The sequence below is a fragment of the Pseudomonas sp. P5_B3 genome (assembly GCF_056400405.1).
On record NZ_JBFULI010000072.1, the window covers coordinates 1 to 25,846 of the forward strand.

Genomic DNA, 25,846 nt, shown 5'->3' on the forward strand with positions numbered 1-25,846 from the left:
AGATCGCAGCCTGCGGCAGCTCCTACAGGGGTATGAGGTTGTTCTTCTATTGGTGAGCCTCAAGAAACTGAATCAGGCGCGGAATCGTTCCTTCGATGTGCTCGCACACCACCGCCGCCGCTTTATCCGGATCGCCGGAACGCAACGCGGTCACGATCGCGGCGTGTTCGTCCCGGGCACTGCGGGGCTTTTCGGCATGTTGCAGCCACAGGCGCATGTGCGGCTCGATCACCGAATACAGCGCCGAAATTTGCCGCATCAGGCGCGGGCGTTCACTCAGGCTGCACAGGTATTCATGGAAGGCGCGATGACGGCTGACCCACTCGGCACCGTCCTCGCGGTAGTCGTCCATCTCGTCGAGCAGACGCTCCAGATGGCTGAAATGGCGCTCGGTCATTTTGCTGACAGCCACCCGGATGGCGAGCCCCTCAAGGGCACTGCGCATCTCGAACACTTCACGCATTTCGTCGATGTTCAGGCCCCGTACGATGGCGCCGCGATTGGGCCGCAACGTCACCAGGCCGTCGGCATCCAGACGGCGGAACGCTTCGCGCACCGGCATGCGGCTCATGCCGATTTCACCGGCGATGTCCTCGGCGATCAGCCGTTCGCCGGTGCGGTAACGTCCTTTGCAAATGGCCTCCAGAAGAAAGTTGTAAGCCTCCTCCTCAGCAGTGACAGGCTGGCGCTCGGTATAGGCAGGGGCGAATTTCATCAGTGCACCTTTTGTATTTTTGTATCCAATTATCCATAAAGCCAAAAAGGCACATTGCATGCCAGAATCAGCGAATCGAATGCAGGCATTTGATTACATTGATGTATCAGCCATCACGATGACTGGTTGCAGACAAGAGTATTGATCCGGAACGAGTTGAAATGCCCCATCCTGTCACCTGAAGGCCACAAAACGGTGCTGGTGGTAACACGGATGATCGCTACGCTTGGTTGGAGGACTTCGTGGCAAACCTTGAGTCGCAAAGTGAACAGGCGCCTTGGTGGTAAGACGGTTTTTCTCCGCTCCTAAGGCCCTGCACTTGCGTGTAAAGTGGCCGCCATAAAAATCTTGATCAGGAACCCAACCGTGGCTAAATCCTCCCTCGACATCAGTGCCAACTTCGACAGCGGCAACATCCAGGTAATCGATGTCAGCGACCCGCTCAAGCCCCTGCTGGCGATCCGCCCCGATACCAAAAGCAACCATTTCCAATGGTTCCACTTCAAGGCCAGCGGCCTGCATGTTGGCCAGGAGCACTGGTTTCGCCTGAACAATGCCAGCCAATCCTCCTATAACAAGGCCTGGACCGGTTATCAGGCGGTGGCGTCCTACGATCACGTCAACTGGTTCCGCGTACCGACCATTTTCGAAGGCGATTGCCTGCGTTTCAGCCTCGAAGCCGAGCAGACCCACGCCTGGTTCGCTTACTTCGAACCCTACAGCCGTGGCCGCCACGACTGGCTGATCGAGCAGGCACTGACCAAGGCCGGCACCGAACTGCTGGCCACCGGCAAAAGTGTCGAAGGTCGCGACATTCAATTGTTGCGCAAAGGCACCGGGGCCGAGGGCCGACGCAAGGTATGGATGATTGCCCAGCAACATCCGGGTGAACACATGGCCGAGTGGTTCATGGAAGGCGTGATCGAGCGCCTGGAAAAACACGACGACCCTGTGCTGAATAAACTGCTGGCCAGCGCCGATCTGTACCTGGTACCAAACATGAACCCGGACGGTGCTTTCCACGGCAACCTGCGCACCAATGCCATGGGCCAGGACCTCAACCGCGCCTGGCAGAGCGCCAGCCAGGAAATCAGCCCGGAAGTCCTGTTCGTTCAGCAGCAGATGGAAAAGTACGGCGTCGACATGTTCCTCGACGCCCATGGTGACGAGGAAATCCCTCACGTATTCACCGCCGGTTGCGAAGGCAACCCCGGTTACACGCCGCGGATCGAAAAGCTCGAGGAGCACTTCCGCAGTCATCTGAAGCACACCACCAAAGACTTCCAGACCAGGTACGGCTACACCCGCGACGAACCGGGCCGGGCCAACATGACGCTGGCCTGTAACAGCGTCGGGCAGAAGTACGACTGTCTGTCGTTGACCCTGGAAATGCCGTTCAAGGATCACGACGATCATCCGAATCCGTTGACGGGCTGGTCGGGCAAGCGCTCGAAGCAGTTGGGCAAGGATGTACTCACCACCATTGCGGACATGGTCGACACCTTGCGTTGATTGCCCTTCAAGATCAAAAGATCGCAGCCTGCGGCAGCTCCTACATTGGAATGCGTTTCCCTGTAGGAGCTGCCGCAGGCTGCGATCTTTTTTTTACCCAGCTATTATCCGCGATCCTTACCCCGCAACATGCTGTCCAGCACCTCATCGCGACGCACCCATCCGTGAAACAACGCTGCCGCCAAATGCAGCAACACAGTCAGAAACAACAGATACGCCAGATACCCGTGCGCCTTGCGCAAAAACGCAAACACCTGCGCGTTCGCCGGCACAATCGACGGTAGTTGCAGCGAACTGCTGAGCATGACCGGCTCGCCCGACGCCGAAATCATCGCCCAGCCCAACAGCGGCAGAACCAGCATCAAGGCGTACAGCAACACATGCGACGCCTTGGCCGCCCGCATCTGCCAACCCGGCAAGTCCGCGGGCAATGGTGGCTGTGTGGTGGAGAAACGCACCACCAGGCGCACGATCACCAACAGCAAAATCGCGATGCCCAAGGGTTTGTGCAGATGAATCAGCCATTCATGACGCTCGGACACCGAGGCGACCATGCCGGCGCCGATAAACAGCATCGCGATGATCATCGGCGCCATCAGCCAGTGCAGCAGGCGCGCCAGCGGGGCAAAGTGGTTCGGTTGGTTGCTCATTGCTGGGCCTCCTGTTTGGCGGCGGGCAACTGGCTGACTTCGCTGGTGCGACGCAGGTAGGAATTGGCGTAACCGGCTGAACGGGTGGCGAGCAACGGGTCGTCGGAACCTTCGATCCCGGCAGGCAACACCAGCGGATCGTAGTTGATGTCACGGCATTCACCGTTGAGTTGCGGTTGAGTCTTTTCAAGCACCAGGGTGCCAGCGTTCAACACCTTGCGCCCTTCGGGCCAGGCCTTGCTGGCGTCGTTGACCGGATCGCCGGGGTTGGCCAGGGTGATGTTCAACTGCCAGCGCAACGGGCCGGCGGCAATTCGCTGAACCAGGTCTTTCTCTAGGAAATCATTGCCCTCCGGTGCCGTGCCCCCCGGTGCGTCCTGGGCCAGTGGCACCATGTTCCAGCGCACGGCCTGGCGTTGGCCGGCCGCGTTGACCAGGTAGAACGCATTGACGCTGTTGTAGTTTTCGGTCACGTAACTGGCCGACGGCTTGGCAGTCTTGATCCAGGCCCGGAACGGTGCGGCTTCCGGGTGCGAATCAAAAAACGCCGATACCGTCTTGGGGTCCGGTTTGCCGGTGGCCGGGTCTGGCGACTGGGCTTTCTGCAATTGATAGAACGCCTCGGGCGTGCCCACCGGGAACACCGGCATGCTGTTCATCCCGGTGCGCCACTGCTGGCCGTTGGCCTGAGTAAAACGCAAGGCCATGCTGCGGATCGGCACGGCACTGTCCGGCGCGTTTGGGTTACCGGACCCCAAGGCGAAACGCCCCACCACCGGTGTCCGTGCTTCGTTGAACACTTGAGCGGTGGAATAGCTGCGCGCCTCAAGGCTGCTCTCGAAATGTCCGATCACGCACACGCCTTTGGAATGGTTGCGACGGAACCCCGGATGCACGCCGTTGTTGGCTTCCAGCAGGTTGATCAGTTTTTTCGGGGTCAGGCGCTGTGGGTCCAGGGTGCCGTTGACGTAGGCAAATGCCCCAGCCACTGCGGCAACGACCACGGCAATGCCAGCCAGACGCAATGTCAGGCTCGCCGCACTCAAGGGTGGCCGGGGTGGCGGTGATGATCGATCTACCATGAAAGACTCCAGGGCCATCGGCCACAAGTGAGAAGAATCAAGCAGACGAACCGCACGCAGGTTTATTCCCACATGCGGTGTTTATTTTTTCTGACGTGGAATAACCTCCAGTTTCGGACGTCTTCCTAGTCCCAAGCGTAGCGACTAGTCAGAACTTCATGAACGATATCGACGAACAACTGAGGGAAATCATTCCCCGATTGCGACGCTTTGCCGTGTCGTTGACGCGCAACACCAGCAGCGCTGACGACCTGGTGCAGGCGAGCCTGGAGCGGGCATTGTCGAGTTGGAGCGGTAAACGCGCCGAGGGCGACTTGCGCGCCTGGCTGTTCTCGATTGTCTATCGGCAGTTTCTCGATGCGCACCGCCGCTCCCGACGCTATGCGCGCATGCTCGAATTCTTCACCGGGCGTGACGATGCCCAGCCCTCGGTGGAGCGCTCCGTTATCGCTCAATCGACCCTCAGCGCTTTCGACCGACTGCCTACCGAGCAACGCGCGCTGCTGCTCTGGGTGTCGGTGGAAGGACTGAGCTACAAAGAGGTCGCCGGGATTCTCGACGTACCCACCGGCACCGTGATGTCCCGCCTGTCCCGGGCTCGCCAGGCCCTGCGCCAACTCAGCGATGGCGAAATCAACCGCCCTTCCCTGCGGAGACTCAAATGATCAGCATGCCCCCCAGCGAGTGTGACCTGCACGCCTATGTCGACCACCAACTGAGCGACGCCGACCGACGCCTGGTAGAGACTTTTCTGGCGAGCAATCCGCAAATGTCCGCGCAAGTGCGCGCCTGGCAACTGGACGCCCAGCAACTGCGCGCGGCCCTCAGTGGTGCCATGCAGCAACCGGTCAACCCGAATCTCGATCCAGCCGTGATTCGCCAACGTATGCAACGCCAGTCCCGTCGGCATCTGGCCAGCGCGGCGGTGCTGTTGATCGCGGTCAGCTTCGGCGGTTTCAGCGGTTGGCAAGCACGGGAAATGACACTGGCAAGCCCCCAGCTGCCAATGACCGATGCCCTGCAGGCCTATCGCCTGATTGCCCAGCAAGGCCTCCTCCCGGCCGATTACAAAGTCAGCGCGGACGGTGATATGCAAGGCTGGCTCGACCGTTACTTCACACAGGCCAATCGCCTGCCCGACCTTTCGGATGCCGGCTTCAAACCGGTCAGTGGGCGCCTGCTGAGCACCGAGCAAGGCCCGGCGGCGATGGTGGTCTACGAGAACCAGGGCGGGCAGAAAATCAGTTTCTACGTGCGCCCGCCAGGGCCGAAAAACTTCCTGCTGCCCCGCGGCAGCCGTAGCGATGACGGGCTGCAGGCCGAGTACTGGTCAGGAAGTGGCTATAACTATGCGATAGTCAGCCCGGCGGATACGCCTGCGGCGCGGATGCTCAAACAGACCACACAATTCTAATGACCACAACGGCCCCCCTGTAGGAGCGAGCCTGCTCGCGATAGCGGTCTAATAGTCACTGAAATGTTGCCTGACAGACCGCTATCGCGAGCAGGCTCGCTCCTACAGGGATTGGGGAAATGTTCATCCTTGCCCAAACACCTGCGAAGGCCGGCGCAGTAGCGGGTCGAACGGATTGATCCGCGGCCCGATCAGCACCGCTTCGCGCTTGAGCATGTCTACCACCGTCGGCAGTCGATCCGGGCCCAATCGGTCACTCACGGTCGCCACACTCAACGCCGCCACTGCGCGACCTTCACGATCGAGAATCGGCACGGCCACCCCGGCCATGCCCTGCAGCACGCCGGTATTGCGCCCGGCGTAACCCAGGGCGCGCACGTTGTCGACTTCCGAGCGCAGGAACACCTCGTCATACAGGTGGAAGTCTTTCAGGCGCGGCAAGTTGTAATGGATGACGGTGTCGCGCTCTTCCTCCGGCAGGAACGCCAGAATCGCCAGGCTGCCCTGACCCACGCCCAACGCCACGCGCCCGCCGATATCCCCGGTAAAGGTACGGATCGGGAACGGCCCTTCGCTGCGGTCCAGACAGATCGCATCAAAGCCGCAGCGCGCCAGCAAAAACAACGAATCACCCAGCGACGCCGAGAGCCTCAGCAGCGCCGGCCGTGCCAGTTCGCGCAAGTTTGCGGTGTTGCCGGCACGGGCCGCCAGCGCGAAAAAATCCAGGCTCAGGCGATAGCGTTTACTGCGCGCATCCTGCTCGACCATGCCCTCGTCCATCAGGCTGCGCAGCAACCGATGGGTCGTCGGTTGCGATAAACCGATGCGCTGCGCCAGTTGCGTCACCCGCTCGCCGCCCTCGACGGTATCACCCAGTGTTCGCAGCACCGCAAACAATCTTGAGACGGCGCCGACACCGATTTCATTCTTGTTTTCATTCCGCTCAATGGAATTTGGCATCTTGTTTTCCGATTATTAATTTGCTGAACGAATAAAACTCGAAATTGTCATCGCCTCAGTGAAATAGGCCATTGAGCCCATCCTAGTCTTCGTCCTACTCTGCGTCCAGACAGGGGCGATTCGAACAACAGCGGCAGCCGACTCAAGTCGAGCGCCACGCACCCCGGCAACATCTTTTCGTATCTGCCCATACAAAAAAGCGCGCCTGCGGGTGACGCATAACAATCTCAGGTGGAGCGCAGTCATGGCTTTTGTGCAACTTGAAAAACTCTGCAAACGCTACGGCGAAATCGACGCCGTCGTCGCCACCGACCTCTCGGTCGAGAAAGGTGAATTCGTGTCCTTGCTCGGCCCATCGGGATGCGGCAAGACCACCACCCTGCAAATGATTGCCGGCTTCGTCGAAGTCACCAACGGGCGCATCGTGCTCGATGGCCGCGACATCACCCACGCCAAACCCGCCAGCCGCGGTTTGGGGGTGGTGTTCCAGAGCTACGCGCTGTTCCCGCACATGACCGTCAAGGACAACGTCGCCTTCGGCCTGCGCATGCGCAAAGTGCCGAACGCTGATATCCAGCAGCGAGTCGACCGGGTACTGAAACTGGTGCGCCTGAATCAGCACGCCGAGCGTTACCCGCGGGAGCTTTCCGGTGGCCAGCGCCAGCGCGTCGCCCTGGCCCGCGCCCTGGTGATTCAGCCGCCGGTGCTTTTGCTGGATGAGCCACTGTCCAACCTCGACGCCAATCTGCGCGAAGAGATGCAATTCGAGATCCGCCGCATCCAGCGCGAAGTTGCAATCACCACGCTGATGGTCACCCACGACCAGTCGGAAGCGCTATCCATCAGCGACCGTGTCGTGGTGATGCAGGCCGGGCGCATCACCCAGATCGACGCGCCCTACACCCTCTACGAACACCCGCGTACCGAATTCATATCCGGATTCGTCGGCAAGGCCAATCTGCTGCCCGGCGAGCGCAATGGTGCCGGTGCGGTTCAGGTGTGCAGTGTTGGCAAAGGCGATCTGACCCTGAGCCTGCGGCCGGAAAAAATCGATCTGCGCGATGCAGGCCACGGTCGTTTACAAGGCAAGATCGTCAGTCGGTTTTTCCTCGGCAGCCAATGGCTGTACGGCGTCGGGACGAGCCTGGGTGAACTCTGCGTGGTGCGCCGCAACGATGGCTCGGCGCCGTTGAACGAAGGCACTGCAGTCGGTCTGGACTGGGACGCGGCGCTGCTGCGAGTGCTCAGTGTCGACGAGGTGCCAGCATGAGTACCCTTACCGCCACCCGCCAGGGACGCCAGGGGTATTGGCTGTCCGCACCAGCCCTGGCCTTGTACCTCGGCTTGCTGATCATCCCGCTGGGATTGACCCTGGTGCTGTCGTTCAACGTCTTCGACTACAGCTCGGGGATCAACGGCGATGCCTACACCGTCGAGCACTACAGCAGCCTGCTGGGCGATCCGTATTTCTACGAGATCTTTCTGCGCACCTTGTGGATCAGCGCCCTGACCACTTTGCTCTGCGTGCTGATCGGCGTGCCCGAGGCCTACATCCTCAGCCGCATGGGCACACCCTGGCGCTCGATTTTCCTGATTCTGATCCTCACCCCGCTGCTGATTTCGGTGGTGGTGCGCGCCTTCGGCTGGAGCCTGTTGCTCGGCGCCGACGGCCTGGTCAACCAGACCCTGCAAGCCCTCGGTGGCTCGCCGATGAAGCTGCTCTACACGCCGTTCGCGGTGGTGATTGCGCTGGTCCACGTGATGCTGCCGTTCATGATCATTCCGGTCTGGACCTCGCTGCAGAAGCTCGACCCCGCCGCCGAACAAGCCGCGCAGTCGCTGGGCGCCAGTCACTTCACGGTGATTCGCCAGGTCGTGCTGCCACAGGTCATGCCTGGTGTGTTGTCCGGCACATTGATCGTGTTTGGCCTGGCCGCCAGCTCATTCGCGATTCCCGGCCTGCTCGGCGGTCGTCGGCTGAAGATGGTTGCCACGCTGATCTACGACCAGTACCTGTCGGAACTCAATTGGCCCATGGGCGCGGCCATTGCCGTGGCTCTGCTGCTCATCAACCTGCTGATCATGCTGTCGTGGAATCGCATGATCGAAGGCCGCTACAAGAAGTCATTGGGATAATTCGTCATGTCCAGGAACGGTCCTTTCGCCCTGCTGTTTCATACCCTGGTGGTGTTGTTCATGATGGCGCCGCTGGTGGTGGTTTGCCTTGTGGCCTTCACCCCGGAAAACACCCTGAGCCTGCCGACCACGGAGTTCTCTCTACGCTGGTTTCGCGCGGTGTTCGAGCGTGCCGATTTTGTCGATGCGTTCTACAACAGCCTGATCCTGGCGTTCAGTGCAGCCACCCTGGCGACGCTGATCGCGGTGCCCGCCGCGCTGGCGATCACTAGATTCGAGTTTCCCGGTCGAGACTTTCTCAACGGCCTGTTTCTGTCGCCGATCATCATTCCGCACCTGGTACTCGGTGTGGCGTTGCTGCGCCTGTTTGCGTTGCTGGGTGTCAATGGCAGCTTCGTCTGGCTGATCTTCGCCCACGTGCTGGTGATTACACCGTATGTGCTGCGTCTGGTGCTGGCCTCGGCCATTGGCCTGGATCGCAGCGCCGAACACGCCGCGCAATCCTTGGGCGCAGGGCGCTTCACGCTGTTCCGCCAGATCACCCTGCCGATGATTCTGCCGGGGGTGGCCGGTGGCTGGTTACTGGCGTTCATCAACAGTTTCGACGAAGTCACGCTGTCGATTTTCGTCACCTCGCCGGCCACACAAACCCTGCCGGTGCGCATGTACGTGTACGCCACTGAATCCATCGATCCGATGATGGCGGCGGTGTCGGCACTGGTGATTGCGCTGACCGCGCTGACGATGATTCTGCTTGATCGGGTCTACGGCCTGGATCGGGTGCTGGTGGGTAAACAATGAGGGCGCCATGGCTCTGCTGAAACGACTGGCCGAAGCTGACCGTCCGGCCCTGGACTTTACCCTCGACGGCCATCCCGCCAGCGGTTTGCTCGGCGATACCGTGCTGACCGCCGTGCTGACTTGCAGCGAACATCTGCGCGGCAGCGACTTCAGCGCCGAACCTCGCGCCGGCTTCTGCCTGATGGGGGCCTGTCAGGATTGCTGGGTGCGCCTGGGCGATGGTCGCAGGGTGCGCGCCTGCTCGACGCTGCTCGAAGCCGGGCAGCAGGTGTGCCGCGAACCGGGGCGATCGTTATGAATAAACATTCCATCTGCAGAAACCGGATCCCTTGGGGGAGCGAGCTTGCTCGCGATTGCAGGCTGTCAGTCAGCACAATTATTGAATGGGCCGCCGTCATCGCGAGCAAGCTCGCTCCCACAGGGGGGCARCGTCGGGCACAAAAAACAGGATCACTGCCAATCCAATGTGGGAGCGAGCTTGCTCGCGATTACAGGCTGTCAGTCAGCACAACTATTGAATGGGCCGCCGTCATCGCGAGCAAGCTCGCTCCCACAGGGGGGCAACGTCGGGCACAAAAAACAGGCTCACTGCCAATCCAATGTGGGAGCGAGCTTGCTCGCGATTGCAGGCTGTCAGTCAGCACAAYTATTGAATGGGCCGCCGTCATCGCGAGCAAGCTCGCTCCCACAGGGGTGAGAGTATGAAGTCTGTGGTCATCGTCGGCGCCGGTCCGGCGGGCATTCGTGCGGCACAAACGCTGGTTGCCCATGGCGTGCGTCCGACGTTGCTGGACGAAGCCGCACGCGGCGGCGGGCAGATTTATCGGCGTCAACCGGCCAACTTCAAACGATCGCCGGTCAAGCTGTATGGCTTTGAAGCACGCAAAGCCAATGCGCTGCATCAGACGATTGACGCACTGCGCGAACAAATCGATTACCGCCCCGAAACCCTGGTGTGGAATGCCGAAGACGGCGCCCTCGACACTTTGCAGAACGGCCGCGCAGCACGCTTGGAGTTCTCCCGGGTGATCGTCGCCACCGGCGCCACCGACCGGATTCTGCCCGTACCGGGCTGGACATTGCCGGGAGTCTACAGCCTCGGCGCGGCGCAAATCGCCTTGAAGTTCCAGGGCTGCGCCATCGGCGAACGTGTGGTGTTCGCCGGCAGCGGCCCGTTGCTGTACCTGGTCGCCTATCAATACGCCAAGGCTGGGGCCAACGTGGTCGCGGTGCTCGACAGCTCCCCCTTCAGCGCACAGGCCCGAGCCCTGCCCGGCCTGCTGGCGCAACCGTCCACGCTGGCCAAAGGCATTTATTACCGCAGCTGGCTGACCGCGCACGGTATCCCTGTGCATCAAGGCGCGACCCTGGCAGCCATCGACGGCGAACAACGCGTGCAGTCGCTGCGCTGGTCCAACGCCAAGGGCAACCACTCACTCGACTGCGACGCTGTGGCCTTCGCTCACGGCCTGCGCAGTGAAACCCAACTGGCCGATCTGCTCGGCTGTGAATTCGTCTGGAACCCGCTCAATCGCGCCTGGTTACCCCAGCGTGACAGTGCGGGCCGCAGCAGTGTCGCCGAGGTTTATCTGGCGGGCGACGGCGCCGGCATCATGGGTGCGGACGCGGCGGAAATGGCCGGTGAGCTCGCCGCGTTGGCACTGCTCGAAGACATGGGGCATCTGATTCCAGCGCAGCGCCCTGCGCAACTGGAACATCGCCTGGAACGCATTGGCGAATTTCGTCAGGGCCTCGAACGTGCCTTTATTTTTCCCGACAACTGGGCCGCCGGTGTCGCGGATGACGTGATGGTCTGTCGCTGTGAAGAAGTACGCGCCGGGGATATTCGCGACGTGGTGCGCGAAGGTCATTGGGAAATCAACCGGGTAAAGGCTCATTGTCGTGTCGGCATGGGGCGTTGCCAGGGTCGGATGTGCGGTGCCGCCGCAGCAGAAATCATTGCCTGCCAGAGCCAGCGCGCCGTGTCCGATATCGGCCGGTTGCGCGCCCAGGCACCGATCAAACCGCTGCCGTTTGGCCTGGAGATCAAGCTTTGAACGAAGTCGATGCAGTCATCATTGGCGGTGGCATTGTCGGTGCAAGCGCTGCCCTGTTTCTCAGTCGGGCCGGGCGGCGCGTGGCACTGCTGGAGCGGGATTTTTGCGGCTCACATGCCAGCGGCGTGAACTACGGCGGCGTGCGGCGTCAGGGTCGTCCCCTGGCGCAATTGCCGCTGTCGCAAAAGGCCCACGAAATCTGGGCGCAGTTGCCACAACTGATCGGCATCGACGGCGAATACCAACGTAGCGGTCACCTGAAACTGGCCCGCAGCCTCAACGATCTGCAAGCCCTGCAGGACTACGCCGATAGCAGTCAGGGTTTCGGCCTCGATCTGCAAGTGCTCGACCGAACCCAATTGCGTGCACGTTTTCCGTGGGTTGGAGACGTGGCGGCAGGCGCGTCCTATTGCCCGGACGATGGTCACGCCAACCCGCGCCTGGTGTCTCCGGCGTTCGCTCGGGCGGCGCGGCAACAGGGCGCACAGGTTTACGAACAATGCGCGGTGAGCGCTGTAGAACATGACGGGCAACGATTTCGTGTGCGTACGCAAACCGGCCAGGAATGGCGTGCACCCTGTCTGTTGAACTGCGCCGGAGCCTGGGCCGGCAGCCTGGCCGCGCAGTTCGGCGAACCGGTGCCGATGCATTCCGGTCACCCGGCGATGCTGGTCACCGAACCGTTGCCGCTGGTGATGGATGCCAGCACCGGCGTCGAGGGTGGAGGCATTTATGCCCGTCAGGTTATCCGGGGAAATTGCGTACTGGGCGGTGGCCAGGGCTTTGCCCTCGACGAGGCCCGCGCCCGCCCCGGTCAAGGCGCAGTGCTGGAAATACTCCGCCAGGCCGTCGAGCTTTACCCGTTTCTGCAAGGTGCCCAGGCGATTCGTACCTGGAGCGGCACCGAAGGTTATCTACCCGATCGCCAACCGGTGATCGGCCACAGTGGTACCCAACCCGGTCTGTTACACGCGTTCGGCTTTGCCGGCGCCGGTTTCCAGATCGGACCCGCGGTGGGCCAGGCGCTCACCGAAATCATCTGTAGCGGCGCGTCAAAGACGTCGCTGGATGCGTTTTCCATCACCCGGTTTCACTCCATCTCCGTAGCTTGATAGAGGAAGGTCGCGCCAATGAATAACGTCAAACGCAGTGCACTGCTCGGTTTCTCCTGGCTAAGTTTTTCTTGCGTGGGCGCCCTGCTCACGGTCACTCAGGCCCAGGCCCAGGCCCAGGCCGAGCCGACACTTTATCTGGGCATGAACGGCGGGACCATGGAACGGCTCTATGCCGACAAGGTGCTGCCGGCTTTCGAGAAGGCCAACAACGTCAAAGTGGTGATCGTACCGGGCACCTCCGCCGATATCCTGGCCAAGGTCCAGGCCAGCAAGGGCAACCCGCAGATGCACGTGATGTTCCTCGACGACGGCATCATGTACCGCGCGATCTCCATGGGCCTGTGCGACAAACTCGAAGACAGCCCGCCGCTGGAACAGATTCCGGCCAAGGGACGGATCAAGGACCAGGCCGTGGCGGTCAGCCTCGGGGTCACCGGGCTGGCATACAACACCCGGTTGTTCAAAGAAAAAGGCTGGAGCGCGCCGACCTCGTGGATGGACATGGCCGACCCGCGTTTCAAGGACAAACTGGTGTTCCAGTCGATGGCCTCTTCGACGTTCGGCTTGCACGGTTTCCTGATGTTCAACCGGATCCAGGGCGGCACCGAAACCAACGTCGACCCTGGTTTCAAGGCCTGGCCGAACACCGTTGGGCGTAACGTACTGGAATACATTCCGAGCTCGGCGAAGATCTCCGAAATGCTTCAGACCGACGAAGCGGCGCTGTTCCCGTTGACGCCGACCCAGGTCACGGCTCTGAAGCTCAAGGGCATGCCAGTGGAATACGCACAGCCGAAGGAAGGCGCCGTGGTGCTCAACGTCGCGGAATGCGCAATCGCCAACAACACGCAACCGGAGCTGGCGCAAAAACTTGCCGCCTTCCTGCTGACCCCCGAAGCCCAGGCCGTCGCACTCGAGGATGGCGACCAGATTCCGTCCAACCCCAACACCCCGACCACCGAGCGAACTCATGGTCAGGTCGAAGCCATGAAACAGTACCTCGATACGGCGATTGCCGTGGATTGGGATCAGGTCAACGAACAACGTCCGGCATGGAGTGCGCGGTGGAACCGCAGTATCGAGCGCTAGGGCACTGGCCAGGCACAGTAGCCTGGACATTGACATAACCTTGTGGGAGCGAGCTTGCTCGCGATAGCGGACCGTCAGGCACCCCTTGTGTGACTGTCTAACCGTCATCGCGAGCAAGCTCGCTCCCACAATGGATTTTTGTCCAACTCAGATTAGCGACCAACACCGGTCACCTGTGGGAGCGAGCTTGCTCGCGAAGGCGGCCTGACAGTCGCCACATCTTTCCCGCTATCATGTCGCGCATTCCCAGGGCTCCACGCCCTCCCCTTGGTTAATGGCGAATCCGTTCATGCATACCCTTGCTCAATTGCGCACCGGCGAGTTGTCGGGCATCACGCGGCTGGATCTGGTCGAAGGCCTCACCGAATTCCCCCGGGAGATTTTCGATCTGGCGGACTCGCTGGAAGTGCTCAACCTCAGCGGCAATGCCTTGAGCACCCTGCCCAAGGACTTGCATCGCCTGACCCGTTTGCGCGTGCTGTTCTGTTCCGATAACCGCTTCACCGAGTTGCCGGCCTGCCTGGGCCAATGCACCGCACTGACGATGATCGGCTTCAAGGCCAACCGTATCGCCCACGTGCCCGCAGCGGCGCTGCCACCGCTGCTGCGCTGGCTGATCCTGACCGACAACTGCATCGAAACCTTGCCGAGCGAACTGGGAGAGCGCCCGTTCCTGCAAAAGCTCATGCTCGCCGGCAATCGATTGCAAGCGTTGCCGGAGTCATTGCGTCAGTGCCATCGGCTGGAGCTGATCCGCATCGCCGCCAACCGGTTGACCGGGTTGCCGCAATGGCTGCTGGAGTTGCCGAGCCTGACCTGGCTGGCCTATGCCGGTAACCCGCTGGAAACCGAAGCCGATGCCGCGGCCCTCGACGCCACACCACGCATTGACTGGTCGGCATTGCGTCTGGAGAAGAAACTCGGCGAAGGTGCCTCCGGGGTGATTCATCAGGCCGCCTGGCAACCCGCCGGGCAGCCGCCCATGGCCGTTGCGGTGAAACTCTACAAGGGCGAAATGACCAGCGACGGTTCGCCATTGCACGAGATGAACGCCTGCATCACCGCTGGTCTGCACCCGAATCTGATTCGCGTCGAAGGGCGGATTGTCGATCACCCGCAGCAAACCGCCGGGTTGGTGATGCAACTGATCGCACCGAGCTTTTGCAACCTCGCCGCGCTGCCGAGCCTGGCGTCGTGCAGCCGCGACATTTACCCCGACGACTTGCGTTTCAGTGCCGCGGTGGCGCTGCGCATTGCCTCGGGCATTGCCTCGGTGGCCGAGCATCTGCACGGTCATGGCATCACCCACGGCGACCTCTACGGGCACAATATTCTGTGGAATGAACAGGGCGACTGCTTGCTGGGGGATTTTGGCGCGGCGTCATTCCACGCCTTGTCCGACAGCCTTGAAAGCCGTGCCTTGCAACGGATCGAGGTGCGGGCGTTCGGGGTGTTGCTGGGGGAGTTGCTGGCGCGGGTTGATTCAGGGTTGAGTGATGAACTGCGTGGGGGGCTGGAGGATTTAGAACAGCGTTGCTGTCAGCCGCAAGTGCTGGAGCGGCCGGGGTTTGGCGAAGTCGTGGAGCAACTGAAAAATCTGTGACCGCTGCGCGGTCAATCGCGAGCAAGCTCGCTCCCACAAGGGTAGCGCTCAACCTGTGGGAGCGAGCTTGCTCCGGGCGGCGATCCGACGATGACGGCCTGCCAGACAACAGAGCCGTCATTGACACAAAGACTTAACCCGCCAACCCGACAAACATGTCCTGCACGTCGTCGTGGTTATCGAGGCCTTCGAGGAACGCTTCGACTTCCGCCATCTGCTCATCGCTCAGGCCGCTGACCGGGTTTTTCGGCTGGTAGCCCAGTTTGGCCGACAGCACGGTGAAGCCTTGTTCCGGCAGGGCTTTCTGTACAGCGTCGAGGTCGGTCGGCTCGGTCAGGAACAAGGTTGCACCCTCTTCACCCGGTTCGAAATCCTGTGCACCGGCTTCGATGGCGGCCATTTCCGGATCCGCGTCCGGGGTGTCCGGCGACGCTTCGATCATGCCGACATGGTTGAAGTCCCAGGCCACGGAACCGGAAGCCCCCAGTTGGCCCTTGCGGAATGCAACACGGATTTCAGCGACGGTACGGTTGATGTTGTCGGTCACGCATTCAACGATCAACGGCACCTGATGCGGGGCGAACCCTTCATAAGTCACGCGATGGTATTGCACGGTCTCGCCCAACAGGCCCGCGCCCTTCTTGATCGCGCGATCCAGTGTTTCCTTGGGCATCGAAGCTTTCTTGGCCTGTTCAACCACCAGACGCAAGTGCGCGTTGGTAGCAATATCAGCGCCGTTGCGCGCAGCAATGGTGATTTCCTTCACCAGTTTGCCGAAGATCTTGCCCTTGGCATTGGCTGCCGCTTCTTTGTGTTTAACCTTCCACTGTGCGCCCATTTCTCACTCTCTTATCTGTGGCATCTGTGGCGCCGAGACATCTATTGGCCGACGCTTTGTGTAAGTTTATACGGCCTAAAGTTGGCAATCGACCAAAAAATCCCGACTTGCGTCGACATCTTCACCAGCGGTTGTAGGGCGATTCGGAAATGTCACTTTAACGTGCCCGCAATGCGCTGAGGTTTCGTACGCTTTGCACCCTATTCCACGGCAGCAGCGTGTTCGATGCACAACGACAAGGAAAGTCCCACCACCCTGACGCTTCTCGACGATGACCTGAGCTTCCAGGTGGTTCGGTTCAGCGGTCATGAAGCACTCAACCAGCCCTATCGATTCGATATCGAGGTTATCGGGCTGGCACCGGCCCTGAGCCTCGAACGATTGCTGCAGCAACCGGCGCTCCTCGAATTTGGCCACGACCAGGGCATTCATGGCGTGCTGCACAGCGCCAGTTGTGAACATCGAAGCGGGCACCGGGTCGCTTACAAGCTGGTGCTGGTGCCCCGTGTCCAGGCGCTGGAGCAGCAACGACGCCGACGAGTTTTCCAGCGCGCCAGCGTGCCCATGATCCTGCGCCAATTGCTCGAGGAACATGGGCTGCCCGCCGGCAGCTATCGTTTTGAACTGTCAACCGGGCACTATCCCTTGCGACCTTTTTGCATTCAGTATGAAGAAACCGATCTGGCGTTGCTGCAACGGCTGTGCGAGGAAGAAGGCATCCACTATCACTTCGAGCATCAACGCGACGGCCATGTGCTGGTGCTGGCCGATGACAGCCTGAGCTTCCCCCAGGAACCGCTGCTCATGCCGATGCGCAGTGACGCCCTCGACGAACACCACGAACCTGTGATCAGCGAACTGTTCCAGCGTCATGACGCTCCGCTCTCCCCCGTGCGCCCAGATGCCAGGAACCCTGGTTCAGCAGACACCAGCGACGGCGCAGCCAATCACTCGTTCGCCACGACGAGACACTTTCCCGCCCGCGAACAACAACATCGCGATCAGCTCAGCCGTCGGCAACTGGAGCGTCTGCGTTGTCGACACCTGCAGATCCACGGCCAAAGTAACCAGGGTGCATTACGCAGCGGCCGGATCGTTCAGGTGGCCGAACATCCATTGGCGAATTTCAATGATCAATGGCTGGTCACCGAAATTCGCCATCAGGGGTGTCATTCATCGATTCTGTTCGACGACTCACCGGGCATCACCCCGGGCTACTGCAATCAATTCAGCGCCATCCCCTGGTCGACAGTGTTCAGGCCCTCGCTCAAACAACCCAGGCCGAGCATTCCCGGGTATCAGCCCGGCCAAGTGTGCGGCCTGGTCGGGCAACCGCCGACGGTGGATGAGGATGGCCGGGTTCAGGTGAACCTCTGGCCCGCCACACAATCAGTCGCAGCGGCGTCCGATGGCCTGTGGCTGCCGCTGGCGCTGACCACCGCCGAGGACTGGATCGACCCGTCCCGCCTGCCCTTGGCCGGCAGCGAGGTACTGGTGATTTTCCTCGACAGTGACCCGGATCGCCCGGTGCTCTGTACGGCCATGGGCCCTGCGCCTCAACCTCGCCGCCCTCGCCCGCGTGAGCCCCGTGGCGATACCCGCCTGCTGTTCGACTGGCTGCTCAGCCGCTCGGACCTTGCGCCCTGAGATTCAGCCCTTGTCAGCCTTGCCGGCCGCAGCAGCGAACTGCGCCAAACGCACGTCCAGATGCCGTGGCCGACGCCCGTGATCCTCCGCACGCTCCTTGCGGCGGATGGCGTTGCGCACCATCAGCGAGCCGATGTAGCGAATCGGTTCCGGCGGGAAAAAACCCAGCGGTCCGTTGACCAGTGGCGAACGGGTCCAGGGGTTGTCCAGGCCCAGGACCATCGACGCCAGAATCTGCCCGCCCATATGGCAGGGCCCGACACCGCTGCCGGAGTAGCCAAAACCGTAGAACACATTGCCACTGGCGCTCATCTGCCCGAAAAACGGCAGCCCGGTCACCGAACGGTCCGACGGACCATTCCAGGTCGCTTCGACCTTGACGTCGGCAAACGCCGGGAAGAAATCCGCCAGGCTGTTCTGCAACAGACCGGCATAGGGTGAAGGCTGATCGAACACCGGCAGCATGCGTCCACCGTAAGCGAAGGTATTGCCACCCTTGCCCAGCATGATCCGGCCGTCCGGGGTGTTGTGATAGTAGTGCACGAAAATCCGCGAATCGAGCACCGTGACGCCGCTGGTCAGGCCGATTTCGTCGAGCAAATCCGGCCGTGGCTCGGTGATCAGCATGTCGCTGGAAACGATCGCCACGCTGCGTTCGAACTGCGGGAACGCCCGGGCCATCCAGGCGTTCATCGCCAGCACCACCCGGTCGGCGCGGACGGTGCCGCTGGGGGTTTGAATGCCCACCGGTTTGCCCTCTTCCAGCCCGGTCATCGCGGTGTTTTCGTGAATCCTCACGCCCAATTGCAGGGCGACCCGGCGCAGACCGCGCACCAGTTTGCCCGGTTGCACACTGGCCGCGGCTGGGGAAAACCAGCCTTCCAGGTGTTTGCTGGAACCGGCCATGCGCTGCACATCGGCCACCGGCCGCTGGGTGAACGAGTTGATGCCGTGGCGCTCCAGTGCGGCGATGACTGCATCGGTGGAGCCGCATTGCGCACGGTTGGTGGCGGTGTAGAGCGTACCGTCGAGGCGGTAATCGGCGTCCACCGCGTATTGCTCGCAGAAGGTGCCGATGGCATGGATGCTGCGCTCGGACTCCTTGACCAGGCGCACGGCCTCTCCGACGCCGAACAAACGCTCAAGGGTGAAATACTTGGCCGACCACGACAACGCACAACCGCCGTTGCGTCCACTGGCCCCCGCACCGCAGATGTCTGCCTCGATCAGCAGCACGTCCAGCTCGGGGTTCTGCTCCTTGAGCATGATCGCGGTCCACAACCCGGTATAACCGCCGCCGACGATGCACACGTCGGCGCGGCTGTCGCCTTCCAGTGGCGGACAGGTTTCGGATGCATCAGCCTTCAAGGCCTGGTCCAGCCAAAAGGGTCTCATGGGAAATCTCCAGTCAATGGCCCACACGCCAGCCTGCCGCAGGTGCAGCAGGCGACGCGGGGCAGGATTCAGGTACGCAGGGGTTTGATGGTCATCGCTTGATTGGGCACGTAGGCGAACTGAGTACCCAGGCCACTGGGGCGGCTGTTCCAGTGCGGGATCAACACCAGCGCGGAAAACATTGCGCAGCCGGCGAAGACGATGAACACGGTAACGGTGTCGAAGTAGCCCGGCAGCAGCCCGCCGAGAATCGCCCCGACCGAGCCGCAACCGTTGACGAAACCGGCTGCCGTGGCCCCCGCCTTGGCGGTGCCGAAGTCGATGGCGGCCGCGCCGCTGATCATCGAATCCGGTCCGTAGAGGGTCAGGCCCATGACGAACAGCAGCGCCACCACCAGCAGCACGCTACCGGTATGCAGGGCGCCCATGAAAAACGCCAGGGAGACCGTCAGCGCCAACAGGCTGATCACGCAGGCCGGCATGCGCCGGGCACCGAACAGTTTGTCCGAGGCCAGGCCAATCAGGATCGGCCCGAGCAATCCGGCCAGTTCAAATGCGGTCGGAATGATCGCCGCGCCGACCTTGCCCACCGACGGCATCTGCTCGAAGACGATCACCGGTCCCCACAACAGAATCGCGTAGCGCGCCGGTTTGAGCATGAAGTACGCCAACCCCAACACCAGCACCGTACGATTGCGCAGGATTTCCTTCAAAGGCTCCCACATGCTGATTTTGCTTTGCGCGTCAGCCTGTTCGGCGGTCAGCTCGGGTTCCGGCTCCACCGCCGGCAAGCCGACGTCCTCCGGTTTATTACGTTGAAAAATAAAAAACAGCACGGCGACCAGCCCAACCACCGCCGCACTGGAAACAAACGCCGCATGCCAGGTGCCGATGAGCGTATACGCCCACCAACCGGCAAACGGCGACGCCACGAGACCGCCAAAGGCGTAGCAGGAACTCCACAGGCCCAGTACCCGCCCGCGTTGCTCCGAGGGAAAGAAGCTGCCGAGATTCTTGCACAGCCCCGACCAACCGGTGGACTGCGCCAGCCCTTGGATCAGCATGCAGGTAGCGAAAATCGGTAAGGTTGCAAAGTTGCCCATCACCAGCGCCGCACAGGCGGAAATCAGCAATCCGCCCAGCACCACCACCCGCGGGCCAAAACGGTCTGCGAGGATGCCCCAGGTGAACTGACCGACGGCGTAGGCCGTCAGGTAGATGGCGTCGAGGTTGGCCATGGCCATTTTGTCGAGCATGAAGGTCGGGTCTTCGGCGATGCCGAGCTTGGCCACCGAGAAGGCTTTGCGGGTGAAGTAGAACGCGGCGTAGGCGAGCCAGGTGATCGCGAAGATCTGCACGCGCCAACGCTTGATGGTGCCGATGTGCTTGTTCATTGTGGTTCTGACCTCAGGGTGTGAGTGTGCCGGCAGAATTGGAAGAAAACGCCTGTGTTTTTATTGTTGAGCACTGCGATATCGCCCTGTCCCTACGGCAGATACCGGTCAGATGAGTCCTGTTTTTTGCACGCCCAGGCTCATGGCACCCGCTGCTGTTCGACTGACCAGCCGGCGGGGCTGAGGTGGATAAAAACAATTACTGATTAATAAGTGAAATCGATTTATCGTATTTCCAAAATAAGCTCAGCTTGTTACTGGAGATTTCCATGTCGGTTTCCCACGCCCAGCTCAAAGCGTTCCATGCCGTGGCGGTCCATGGAAGCTTTACCAAGGCCGCCGAACGCCTGTTTCTGACGCAACCGGCGATTTCCGACCAGGTGCGCAAACTCGAAGAGCGTTACGGCGTCTTGCTGTTTCACCGCAACAAGCGTTCCGTGCGCCTGACCGATCTGGGCGAGCGCCTGCTCGGCGTGACGCAGAAATTGTTTGTCATCGAAGCCGAGGCCCAGGAACTGTTGCAGGACTCCCAGGCCTTGCAGACCGGCAGCCTGATTCTGGCGGTGGATGCGCCGGTGCATGTGCTGCCGCAGATCGCCCGGTTCTGTGAGCGCTACCCGGGGATCAGCGTAAAGATCGAAACCGGCAACACCGATGAATCGCTGTTCCGGCTGTTCAACTATCAGGCCGACCTGGCGTTGCTTGGCCGCGAGGTGAGCGACGAACGACTGATCTCGTTGCCGCTGCGCAATGACCCGATGGTGGCCTTCGTCTCGCGCAATCATCCGTGGGCCGACCGCGAATCCATCACCCTCGCGGATCTCGATGACACGCCCCTGGTGCTGCGGGAAATCGGTTCGGTGACCCGGCAGACCCTGGAAGAGGAAATGCAACGCGCCGGGTTCCGCATTCGCCCGGCGATTCAGGTCGAAGGTCGGGAGGCGGCGCGGGAAGCGGTGGTGGTCGGGATCGGAGTGGGCGTGGTGTCGGCTGCCGAGTTTGGCGCCGACTCCAGGGTTTGTGCACTGCCGATTACCGATTGCGAACGACGGCTGACTGAAACGCTGGTTTGCCTGCGCGAGCAGAGTTCGCGGCGGGTGGTGGCGACTTTTCTGGAGATGGTGCGTGAGAGTCTTGTGTAGGCAGGTCCGACGCCATCGCGGGCAAGCCACACTCCCACAGGTATTGGGTCGTACACAAAATCGGCGAACCTGCATGAAACCCTGTGGGAGCGGGCTTGCCCGCGATTGCAGGCGACCCGGTCTACCTGACGGGGGCCAACCCGAAAAATGCCTGAATCAACCGCAAATCCCGTCGCCGCTCCATGCACCCGATCATGTGCCGATTCACCAACCCCTCGCCAATGATCGGCACCGCCGCCACCCGTGGATCGTGGCTGACCTCCACCGACGACACCACCCCTACCCCCAGTTCGGCGGCCACCGCCTCGGTCACCGCTTCGCGGCTGTCCAGCTCCAGCAACACCCGCGGATTGACCCTGGCCTGGGCGCAAGCCTCATCGAAGGTGCGCCGGGTAATCGAATCCGGTTCGCGCAGCACCATGATCACCTGATCCAGCTCCTTGAGCTGCACGCCTTTGGTCTTCTGCGCCCAAGGATGCCCGGCGGGCACCAGCGCGCAAATCCGTGATTCGTTCAGCGCCTGCAGATGCAAGCCCTTGCGCGGCTCGACTTCGGTCAACACCGCCACGTCGGCATGTTCGGACAACAACGCCGCCAGGGTTTCCTGGGCGTTGCCCAGGCGCAGGTTCACCGTGATCCCCGGATAGCGCGCCCGCAGACTGGCAAGCATCGGCATGACCATGTGTGGGCCGTCCGCCGCCACCTCCAGACGCCCGGTCAGCAGTTGCCGGTTGGCTTCGAGCATCACCTGCGCCTCTTCGACCAGGCCGAACATCGCCCGGGTGATGGCCGCCAGTTTGGTGCCCTCCTCCGTCAGTTCCACGCGGCGGGCGGTACGGCGCAGCAAGGTGATCTGGTAGTGCTCCTCCAGGGCCTTGATGTGCCCGGTAACCGCCGGCTGGCTGATGAACAGCCGCGCCGCCGCCCGGGTAAAGCTGCCTTCCCGCGCCACAGCATCGAATGCGCGCAGCTGAAACAGGTTCATGAATAACCCTCACTGATGGCTGGCATAACAACAAACAATTTGATTGATAACACGGCAAATTGCAATTTAAGCGCCGTAGCTTCATCCCATCGATTGCGAGGACACGAGAATGAGTACTGCCGAACCCATCCTGCTCACCCCCGGCCCGTTGACCACATCGGCCCGCACCCGTCAGGCGATGATGGTCGACTGGGGTTCATGGGATGACCGTTTCAATCTATTGACCGCCAGCCTCTGCGAGCAACTGCTGGCAATCATCAACGGCGCCGCCACTCACCACTGCGTGCCCCTGCAAGGCAGCGGCACCTTCGCGGTCGAGGCAGCGATCGGCACGCTGGTGCCTCGCGATGGCAAGATTCTGGTACTGATCAACGGCGCCTACGGCAAACGCCTGGCAAAAATCTGTGAAGTGCTCGGCCGCTCCTTCAGCACCTTCGAAACCGCCGAAGACGAGCCGACCACCGCCGCCGACGTCGATCGCCTGCTGCGCGCCGACACCGGCATCACCCACGTCGCCCTGATTCACTGCGAAACCAGCACCGGCATCCTCAACCCGCTGCCGCAGATCGCCCAGGTCGTCGCAGAACACGGCAAGCGCCTGATCATCGACGCCATGAGTTCCTTCGGTGCCCTGCCGGTGGATGCGCAGCAAGTGCCGTTCGACGCACTGATCGCTGCCTCGGGCAAATGCCTGGAAGGTGTTCCGGGCATGGGGTTTGTCTTCGCTCGCAAAGAATCCCTGGCCAACGCCACCGGTAACTCGCATTCGCTGGCCATGGACCTGCAGGACCAACACGCCTACATGGCCAAGACCGGCCAGTGGCGCTTCACCCCGCCGACCCATGTGGTCGCGGCGCTGCACGAAGCCCTGCTGCAATACAACGAAGAAGGTGGCCTGCCGGCCCGACACGAACGCTATGCCGCCAACTGCCAGGCATTGATGGAAGAGATGGGCAAACTGGGGCTGCGCAGTTTCCTGCCGGCGGCTATTCAGGCGCCGATCATCGCCACCTTTCATGCCCCGAAAGATCCTCGCTACCAGTTCAAGGAGTTCTATGAGCGGGTCAAGGCCAAGGGCTACATCCTCTACCCCGGCAAACTGACCCAGGTCGAAACCTTCCGCGTCGGCTGCATTGGCCATGTCCAGCCAGCCGAAATGCGCGAAGCCGTGGCGGCGATTGCTGAAGTTTTGCGCGAGATGGAAGTGTTAGAGATCTAGGCCACACCGTATACCCCTGTGGGAGCGAGCTTGCTCCGGGCGGCGTTCCGACGATAGCGGTCTGACATTCACCATTGATGTCGACTGACCAGGCCTCATCGCGAGCAAGCTCGCTCCCACAGAAAAGCTGAATTTCCGAATAGCTCGTTCTCACAGGAATCCAAACGCCATGAACTACACCAACCCAACCAAACTCCAAGCCGCCATCCTCGACTGGGCCGGCACCGTGGTCGACTTCGGCTCCTTCGCCCCGACGCAGATTTTCGTCGAGGCGTTCGCCGAGTTCGATGTCCAGGTGTCCATCGAAGAAGCCCGTGGCCCGATGGGCATGGGCAAGTGGGACCACATCCGCACCCTGTGCGATCTACCGGAAGTTGCCGAGCGTTATCGCAAAGTGTTCGGCCGCACGCCGACTGACGATGACGTCACTGCGATTTACCAACGCTTCATGCCGCTGCAGATCGAAAAAATCGCCGAACACTCGGCGCTGATTCCGGGGGCGCTGGAGACCATCGCCAACCTGCGCCAGCAAGGGATCAGGATCGGTTCCTGCTCCGGTTACCCGAAACTGGTCATGGACAAAGTGGTTGAACTGGCCGCCACCAACGGCTACGTCGCCGATCACGTGGTCGCCACCGACGAAGTCCCGAACGGCCGCCCATGGCCCGCCCAGGCACTGGCCAACGTCATCGCCCTGGGCATTGACGATGTCGCCGCGTGCGTGAAGATCGATGACACTGTGCCGGGCATTCTCGAAGGTCGCCGCGCCGGCATGTGGACCGTGGCGCTGATCTGCTCGGGTAACGCCCTGGGTCTGGACTACGAAGGTTATCGCGCGCTGGGCAGCGACCAACTGGACAGTGAGCGCAAGCGCATCCACGCGATGTTCGAAGGTTCGCGCCCGCACTACATGATCGACACCATCACCGATCTGCCGGACGTGATCGCCGACATCAACAAGCGTCTGGCCAATGGCGAAATGCCGCAGTCGAGCTGATAAATCCCCGTAATACCTCTGTGGGAGCGAGCTTGCTCGCGATGACGATCGCTCATTCAATATATGTATTGACTGAACTGACCCCATCGCGAGCGAGCTCGCTCCTACAGGGTTTTTCTGTCTATTACCCGAGCCAGAACATCACGCGACCAATCGCCTCAGGCAAACCCGGTTAAACAGGATTACAGTTAAAGCACACCGTCGGACAAGAACGGTGGCTTTAAACCGGACCTCTGAGGAACACCATATGCCGTGGAAAAACTCCGAATCGCGCTACAGCACCGTATCGATCGCACTGCATTGGTTGATGCTGGTCCTGCTGGCGCTGGTTTACGCCTGTATCGAGTTTCGCGGGATCTTTCCCAAGGGCAGTGGCGGGCGCACGCTGATGGTCGAATTACACTTCATGCTCGGCCTGACCGTTTTCGTTCTGGTCTGGGTGCGATTGTTCGCACGCAGTCTCGGCCGGCCCCCGGAGATCTTCCCGGCCTCGCCACACTGGCAAACGACGCTGGCCAGGCTGATGCACTGGGCGTTGTACATATTCATGATCCTCACACCGATTCTCGGGTGGCTGGTCACCAGTGCCAAAGGCAATCAGGTGATGTTCTACGGTGTCGACCTGCCGATGCCGATAGCGGAAAACAAGGACCTGGCCAAACAACTCCAGGGCTGGCACGAGCTCGGCGGCACGATCGGCTATTGGCTGATCGGCCTGCATGCCGTGGCCGCGCTGTATCACCATTATGTGGTGGGCGATAACACCTTGCTGCGGATGATGCCCAAGCGCGTGAACCGCAATACCTGAACTTGACGGCAACCCCTAATGTGGGAGCGAGCTTGCTCGCGATGGCGGTGTATCAGTCGACAAATGTGCCGAATGCAATGCCCTCATCGCGAGCAAGCTGAACTGGCCTAATGATTTTGGACACTTCAATCGGGCGCTATGATGGCGCCCAAATCTGAGGTGTTTTGGCTATGCGTAAATCTTATTCCAGTGAGTTCAAACTCAAGGCGGCGAGCATGGTGCTGGACGAGGGACAGTCGGTTCCCGAGGTCTGCGCCAGCCTGGATATCGGTCCTACGGCCCTGCGC

General features: G+C 61.2%; 25 protein-coding genes. 17 read left to right on the plus strand and 8 right to left on the minus strand.

Going from position 1 to position 25,846, the window contains the following annotated elements; genetic code table 11:
- Positions 1-46 precede the first annotated feature (46 nt).
- Positions 47-715 carry a GntR family transcriptional regulator gene (locus tag AC1DRN_RS27325; protein ID WP_223461484.1) on the minus strand — a complete coding sequence of 223 codons (669 nt, stop codon included), beginning with the start codon at positions 713-715 and terminating at the stop codon, positions 47-49.
- A gap of 366 nt (positions 716-1,081) precedes the next feature.
- Between AC1DRN_RS27325 and AC1DRN_RS27330 the strand changes: the two genes are divergently transcribed.
- On the plus strand, positions 1,082-2,227 hold the full coding sequence (locus AC1DRN_RS27330) for a M14 family metallopeptidase (protein WP_223461481.1): 1,146 nt from the start codon (positions 1,082-1,084) through the stop codon (positions 2,225-2,227).
- A 104-nt stretch (positions 2,228-2,331) separates the two neighbouring features.
- Here AC1DRN_RS27330 and AC1DRN_RS27335 read toward each other — a convergent pair whose 3' ends face one another.
- Both AC1DRN_RS27335 and AC1DRN_RS27340 read right to left on the minus strand, forming a co-directional pair.
- The gene (locus AC1DRN_RS27335) at positions 2,332-2,877 is read right to left on the minus strand and encodes a cytochrome b (RefSeq protein ID WP_223461479.1); all 546 of its coding nucleotides are present in this window, start codon (positions 2,875-2,877) and stop codon (positions 2,332-2,334) included.
- Positions 2,874-3,959 (minus strand): catalase family peroxidase, encoded by a 1,086-nt coding sequence (locus AC1DRN_RS27340; RefSeq protein ID WP_223461477.1) that lies wholly within the window; start codon positions 3,957-3,959, stop codon positions 2,874-2,876. The genes AC1DRN_RS27335 and AC1DRN_RS27340 overlap by 4 nt, the downstream gene beginning before the upstream one ends.
- A gap of 158 nt (positions 3,960-4,117) precedes the next feature.
- Here AC1DRN_RS27340 and AC1DRN_RS27345 point away from each other — a divergent pair, with 158 nt between their 5' ends.
- Both AC1DRN_RS27345 and AC1DRN_RS27350 read left to right on the plus strand, forming a co-directional pair.
- Positions 4,118-4,624, plus strand: coding sequence for a sigma-70 family RNA polymerase sigma factor (locus AC1DRN_RS27345; RefSeq protein ID WP_223461473.1), 507 nt, complete (start codon positions 4,118-4,120; stop codon positions 4,622-4,624).
- Positions 4,621-5,373, plus strand: a complete 753-nt coding sequence (locus AC1DRN_RS27350) for an anti-sigma factor family protein (RefSeq protein WP_223461471.1) — start codon at positions 4,621-4,623, stop codon at positions 5,371-5,373. Before AC1DRN_RS27345 ends, AC1DRN_RS27350 begins: the two co-directional genes overlap by 4 nt.
- A 123-nt stretch (positions 5,374-5,496) precedes the next feature.
- Here the strand turns inward: AC1DRN_RS27350 and AC1DRN_RS27355 are convergent, their stop codons facing one another.
- A complete protein-coding gene (locus AC1DRN_RS27355; RefSeq protein ID WP_223463825.1) occupies positions 5,497-6,333 on the minus strand; it encodes an IclR family transcriptional regulator in 837 nt (278 codons plus the stop codon).
- 244 nt (positions 6,334-6,577) lie between these two features.
- Here AC1DRN_RS27355 and AC1DRN_RS27360 point away from each other — a divergent pair, with 244 nt between their 5' ends.
- The 8 genes from AC1DRN_RS27360 to AC1DRN_RS27395 all read left to right on the plus strand — a co-directional run bounded on the left by AC1DRN_RS27360 (position 6,578) and on the right by AC1DRN_RS27395 (position 15,134).
- A complete protein-coding gene (locus AC1DRN_RS27360; RefSeq protein WP_223463826.1) occupies positions 6,578-7,603 on the plus strand; it encodes an ABC transporter ATP-binding protein in 1,026 nt (341 codons plus the stop codon).
- On the plus strand, positions 7,600-8,469 hold the full coding sequence (locus AC1DRN_RS27365) for an ABC transporter permease (protein ID WP_223463827.1): 870 nt from the start codon (positions 7,600-7,602) through the stop codon (positions 8,467-8,469). Before AC1DRN_RS27360 ends, AC1DRN_RS27365 begins: the two co-directional genes overlap by 4 nt.
- Positions 8,470-8,475: 6 nt before the next feature.
- A complete protein-coding gene (locus AC1DRN_RS27370) occupies positions 8,476-9,270 on the plus strand; it encodes an ABC transporter permease (protein ID WP_108219103.1) in 795 nt (264 codons plus the stop codon).
- Between the two features lie 7 nt (positions 9,271-9,277).
- The gene (locus tag AC1DRN_RS27375) at positions 9,278-9,568 is read left to right on the plus strand and encodes a (2Fe-2S)-binding protein (RefSeq protein WP_223444668.1); all 291 of its coding nucleotides are present in this window, start codon (positions 9,278-9,280) and stop codon (positions 9,566-9,568) included.
- Positions 9,569-9,971: 403 nt separating this feature from the next.
- Complete coding sequence (locus tag AC1DRN_RS27380; protein ID WP_223463828.1) at positions 9,972-11,327, plus strand: FAD/NAD(P)-dependent oxidoreductase; 1,356 nt, start codon at positions 9,972-9,974, stop codon at positions 11,325-11,327.
- Positions 11,324-12,439, plus strand: coding sequence for an NAD(P)/FAD-dependent oxidoreductase (locus AC1DRN_RS27385; protein WP_223463829.1), 1,116 nt, complete (start codon positions 11,324-11,326; stop codon positions 12,437-12,439). Before AC1DRN_RS27380 ends, AC1DRN_RS27385 begins: the two co-directional genes overlap by 4 nt.
- A gap of 18 nt (positions 12,440-12,457) precedes the next feature.
- On the plus strand, positions 12,458-13,531 hold the full coding sequence (locus tag AC1DRN_RS27390) for an ABC transporter substrate-binding protein (RefSeq protein WP_223463830.1): 1,074 nt from the start codon (positions 12,458-12,460) through the stop codon (positions 13,529-13,531).
- A gap of 289 nt (positions 13,532-13,820) precedes the next feature.
- Positions 13,821-15,134, plus strand: coding sequence for a leucine-rich repeat-containing protein kinase family protein (locus tag AC1DRN_RS27395; protein WP_223463831.1), 1,314 nt, complete (start codon positions 13,821-13,823; stop codon positions 15,132-15,134).
- A 133-nt stretch (positions 15,135-15,267) separates the two neighbouring features.
- Here the strand turns inward: AC1DRN_RS27395 and AC1DRN_RS27400 are convergent, their stop codons facing one another.
- On the minus strand, positions 15,268-15,972 hold the full coding sequence (locus tag AC1DRN_RS27400; RefSeq protein WP_008051121.1) for a YebC/PmpR family DNA-binding transcriptional regulator: 705 nt from the start codon (positions 15,970-15,972) through the stop codon (positions 15,268-15,270).
- A gap of 225 nt (positions 15,973-16,197) precedes the next feature.
- Between AC1DRN_RS27400 and AC1DRN_RS27405 the strand changes: the two genes are divergently transcribed.
- Positions 16,198-17,619, plus strand: a complete 1,422-nt coding sequence (locus AC1DRN_RS27405; RefSeq protein ID WP_223463832.1) for a type VI secretion system Vgr family protein — start codon at positions 16,198-16,200, stop codon at positions 17,617-17,619.
- Between the two features lie 3 nt (positions 17,620-17,622).
- Here the strand turns inward: AC1DRN_RS27405 and AC1DRN_RS27410 are convergent, their stop codons facing one another.
- Together AC1DRN_RS27410 and AC1DRN_RS27415 are read right to left on the minus strand one after the other, a co-directional pair.
- Entirely contained in the window at positions 17,623-19,014 is a 1,392-nt protein-coding gene (locus AC1DRN_RS27410) for an FAD-dependent oxidoreductase (protein WP_223463833.1), read from the minus strand.
- A 68-nt stretch (positions 19,015-19,082) separates the two neighbouring features.
- On the minus strand, positions 19,083-20,408 hold the full coding sequence (locus tag AC1DRN_RS27415) for an MFS transporter (protein ID WP_223463834.1): 1,326 nt from the start codon (positions 20,406-20,408) through the stop codon (positions 19,083-19,085).
- 269 nt (positions 20,409-20,677) lie between these two features.
- On the opposite strand from AC1DRN_RS27415, the gene AC1DRN_RS27420 reads away from it, so the two are divergent.
- Positions 20,678-21,550, plus strand: a complete 873-nt coding sequence (locus tag AC1DRN_RS27420; RefSeq protein WP_223463835.1) for a LysR family transcriptional regulator — start codon at positions 20,678-20,680, stop codon at positions 21,548-21,550.
- A 121-nt stretch (positions 21,551-21,671) separates the two neighbouring features.
- Here AC1DRN_RS27420 and AC1DRN_RS27425 read toward each other — a convergent pair whose 3' ends face one another.
- A complete protein-coding gene (locus AC1DRN_RS27425; RefSeq protein WP_223463836.1) occupies positions 21,672-22,535 on the minus strand; it encodes a LysR substrate-binding domain-containing protein in 864 nt (287 codons plus the stop codon).
- Positions 22,536-22,644: 109 nt separating this feature from the next.
- On the opposite strand from AC1DRN_RS27425, the gene AC1DRN_RS27430 reads away from it, so the two are divergent.
- The 4 genes from AC1DRN_RS27430 to AC1DRN_RS27445 form a co-directional block, all read left to right on the plus strand.
- Positions 22,645-23,754, plus strand: coding sequence for a 2-aminoethylphosphonate--pyruvate transaminase (locus AC1DRN_RS27430; RefSeq protein ID WP_223463837.1), 1,110 nt, complete (start codon positions 22,645-22,647; stop codon positions 23,752-23,754).
- Positions 23,755-23,923: 169 nt separating this feature from the next.
- Positions 23,924-24,751 carry a phosphonoacetaldehyde hydrolase gene (gene phnX, locus AC1DRN_RS27435; protein WP_223463838.1) on the plus strand — a complete coding sequence of 276 codons (828 nt, stop codon included), beginning with the start codon at positions 23,924-23,926 and terminating at the stop codon, positions 24,749-24,751.
- Positions 24,752-24,998: 247 nt separating this feature from the next.
- Positions 24,999-25,559, plus strand: a complete 561-nt coding sequence (locus AC1DRN_RS27440) for a cytochrome b (protein ID WP_223463839.1) — start codon at positions 24,999-25,001, stop codon at positions 25,557-25,559.
- Between the two features lie 170 nt (positions 25,560-25,729).
- The coding region (locus AC1DRN_RS27445; protein ID WP_477786854.1) for a transposase at positions 25,730-25,846 on the plus strand (117 nt) is incomplete at its 3' end.

Coding starts and splice junctions, on each gene's coding strand:
- AC1DRN_RS27325 (WP_223461484.1), bottom strand. CDS start 715: ATGAAATTCGCCCCTGCCTATACCGAGCGCCAGCCTGTCACTGCTGAG.
- AC1DRN_RS27335 (WP_223461479.1), bottom strand. CDS start 2,877: ATGAGCAACCAACCGAACCACTTTGCCCCGCTGGCGCGCCTGCTGCAC.
- AC1DRN_RS27340 (WP_223461477.1), bottom strand. CDS start 3,959: ATGGTAGATCGATCATCACCGCCACCCCGGCCACCCTTGAGTGCGGCG.
- AC1DRN_RS27345 (WP_223461473.1), top strand. CDS start 4,118: ATGAACGATATCGACGAACAACTGAGGGAAATCATTCCCCGATTGCGA.
- AC1DRN_RS27350 (WP_223461471.1), top strand. CDS start 4,621: ATGATCAGCATGCCCCCCAGCGAGTGTGACCTGCACGCCTATGTCGAC.
- AC1DRN_RS27355 (WP_223463825.1), bottom strand. CDS start 6,333: ATGCCAAATTCCATTGAGCGGAATGAAAACAAGAATGAAATCGGTGTC.
- AC1DRN_RS27360 (WP_223463826.1), top strand. CDS start 6,578: ATGGCTTTTGTGCAACTTGAAAAACTCTGCAAACGCTACGGCGAAATC.
- AC1DRN_RS27365 (WP_223463827.1), top strand. CDS start 7,600: ATGAGTACCCTTACCGCCACCCGCCAGGGACGCCAGGGGTATTGGCTG.
- AC1DRN_RS27370 (WP_108219103.1), top strand. CDS start 8,476: ATGTCCAGGAACGGTCCTTTCGCCCTGCTGTTTCATACCCTGGTGGTG.
- AC1DRN_RS27375 (WP_223444668.1), top strand. CDS start 9,278: ATGGCTCTGCTGAAACGACTGGCCGAAGCTGACCGTCCGGCCCTGGAC.
- AC1DRN_RS27380 (WP_223463828.1), top strand. CDS start 9,972: ATGAAGTCTGTGGTCATCGTCGGCGCCGGTCCGGCGGGCATTCGTGCG.
- AC1DRN_RS27390 (WP_223463830.1), top strand. CDS start 12,458: ATGAATAACGTCAAACGCAGTGCACTGCTCGGTTTCTCCTGGCTAAGT.
- AC1DRN_RS27395 (WP_223463831.1), top strand. CDS start 13,821: ATGCATACCCTTGCTCAATTGCGCACCGGCGAGTTGTCGGGCATCACG.
- AC1DRN_RS27400 (WP_008051121.1), bottom strand. CDS start 15,972: ATGGGCGCACAGTGGAAGGTTAAACACAAAGAAGCGGCAGCCAATGCC.
- AC1DRN_RS27405 (WP_223463832.1), top strand. CDS start 16,198: ATGCACAACGACAAGGAAAGTCCCACCACCCTGACGCTTCTCGACGAT.
- AC1DRN_RS27410 (WP_223463833.1), bottom strand. CDS start 19,014: ATGAGACCCTTTTGGCTGGACCAGGCCTTGAAGGCTGATGCATCCGAA.
- AC1DRN_RS27415 (WP_223463834.1), bottom strand. CDS start 20,408: ATGAACAAGCACATCGGCACCATCAAGCGTTGGCGCGTGCAGATCTTC.
- AC1DRN_RS27420 (WP_223463835.1), top strand. CDS start 20,678: ATGTCGGTTTCCCACGCCCAGCTCAAAGCGTTCCATGCCGTGGCGGTC.
- AC1DRN_RS27425 (WP_223463836.1), bottom strand. CDS start 22,535: ATGAACCTGTTTCAGCTGCGCGCATTCGATGCTGTGGCGCGGGAAGGC.
- AC1DRN_RS27430 (WP_223463837.1), top strand. CDS start 22,645: ATGAGTACTGCCGAACCCATCCTGCTCACCCCCGGCCCGTTGACCACA.
- phnX (WP_223463838.1), top strand. CDS start 23,924: ATGAACTACACCAACCCAACCAAACTCCAAGCCGCCATCCTCGACTGG.
- AC1DRN_RS27440 (WP_223463839.1), top strand. CDS start 24,999: ATGCCGTGGAAAAACTCCGAATCGCGCTACAGCACCGTATCGATCGCA.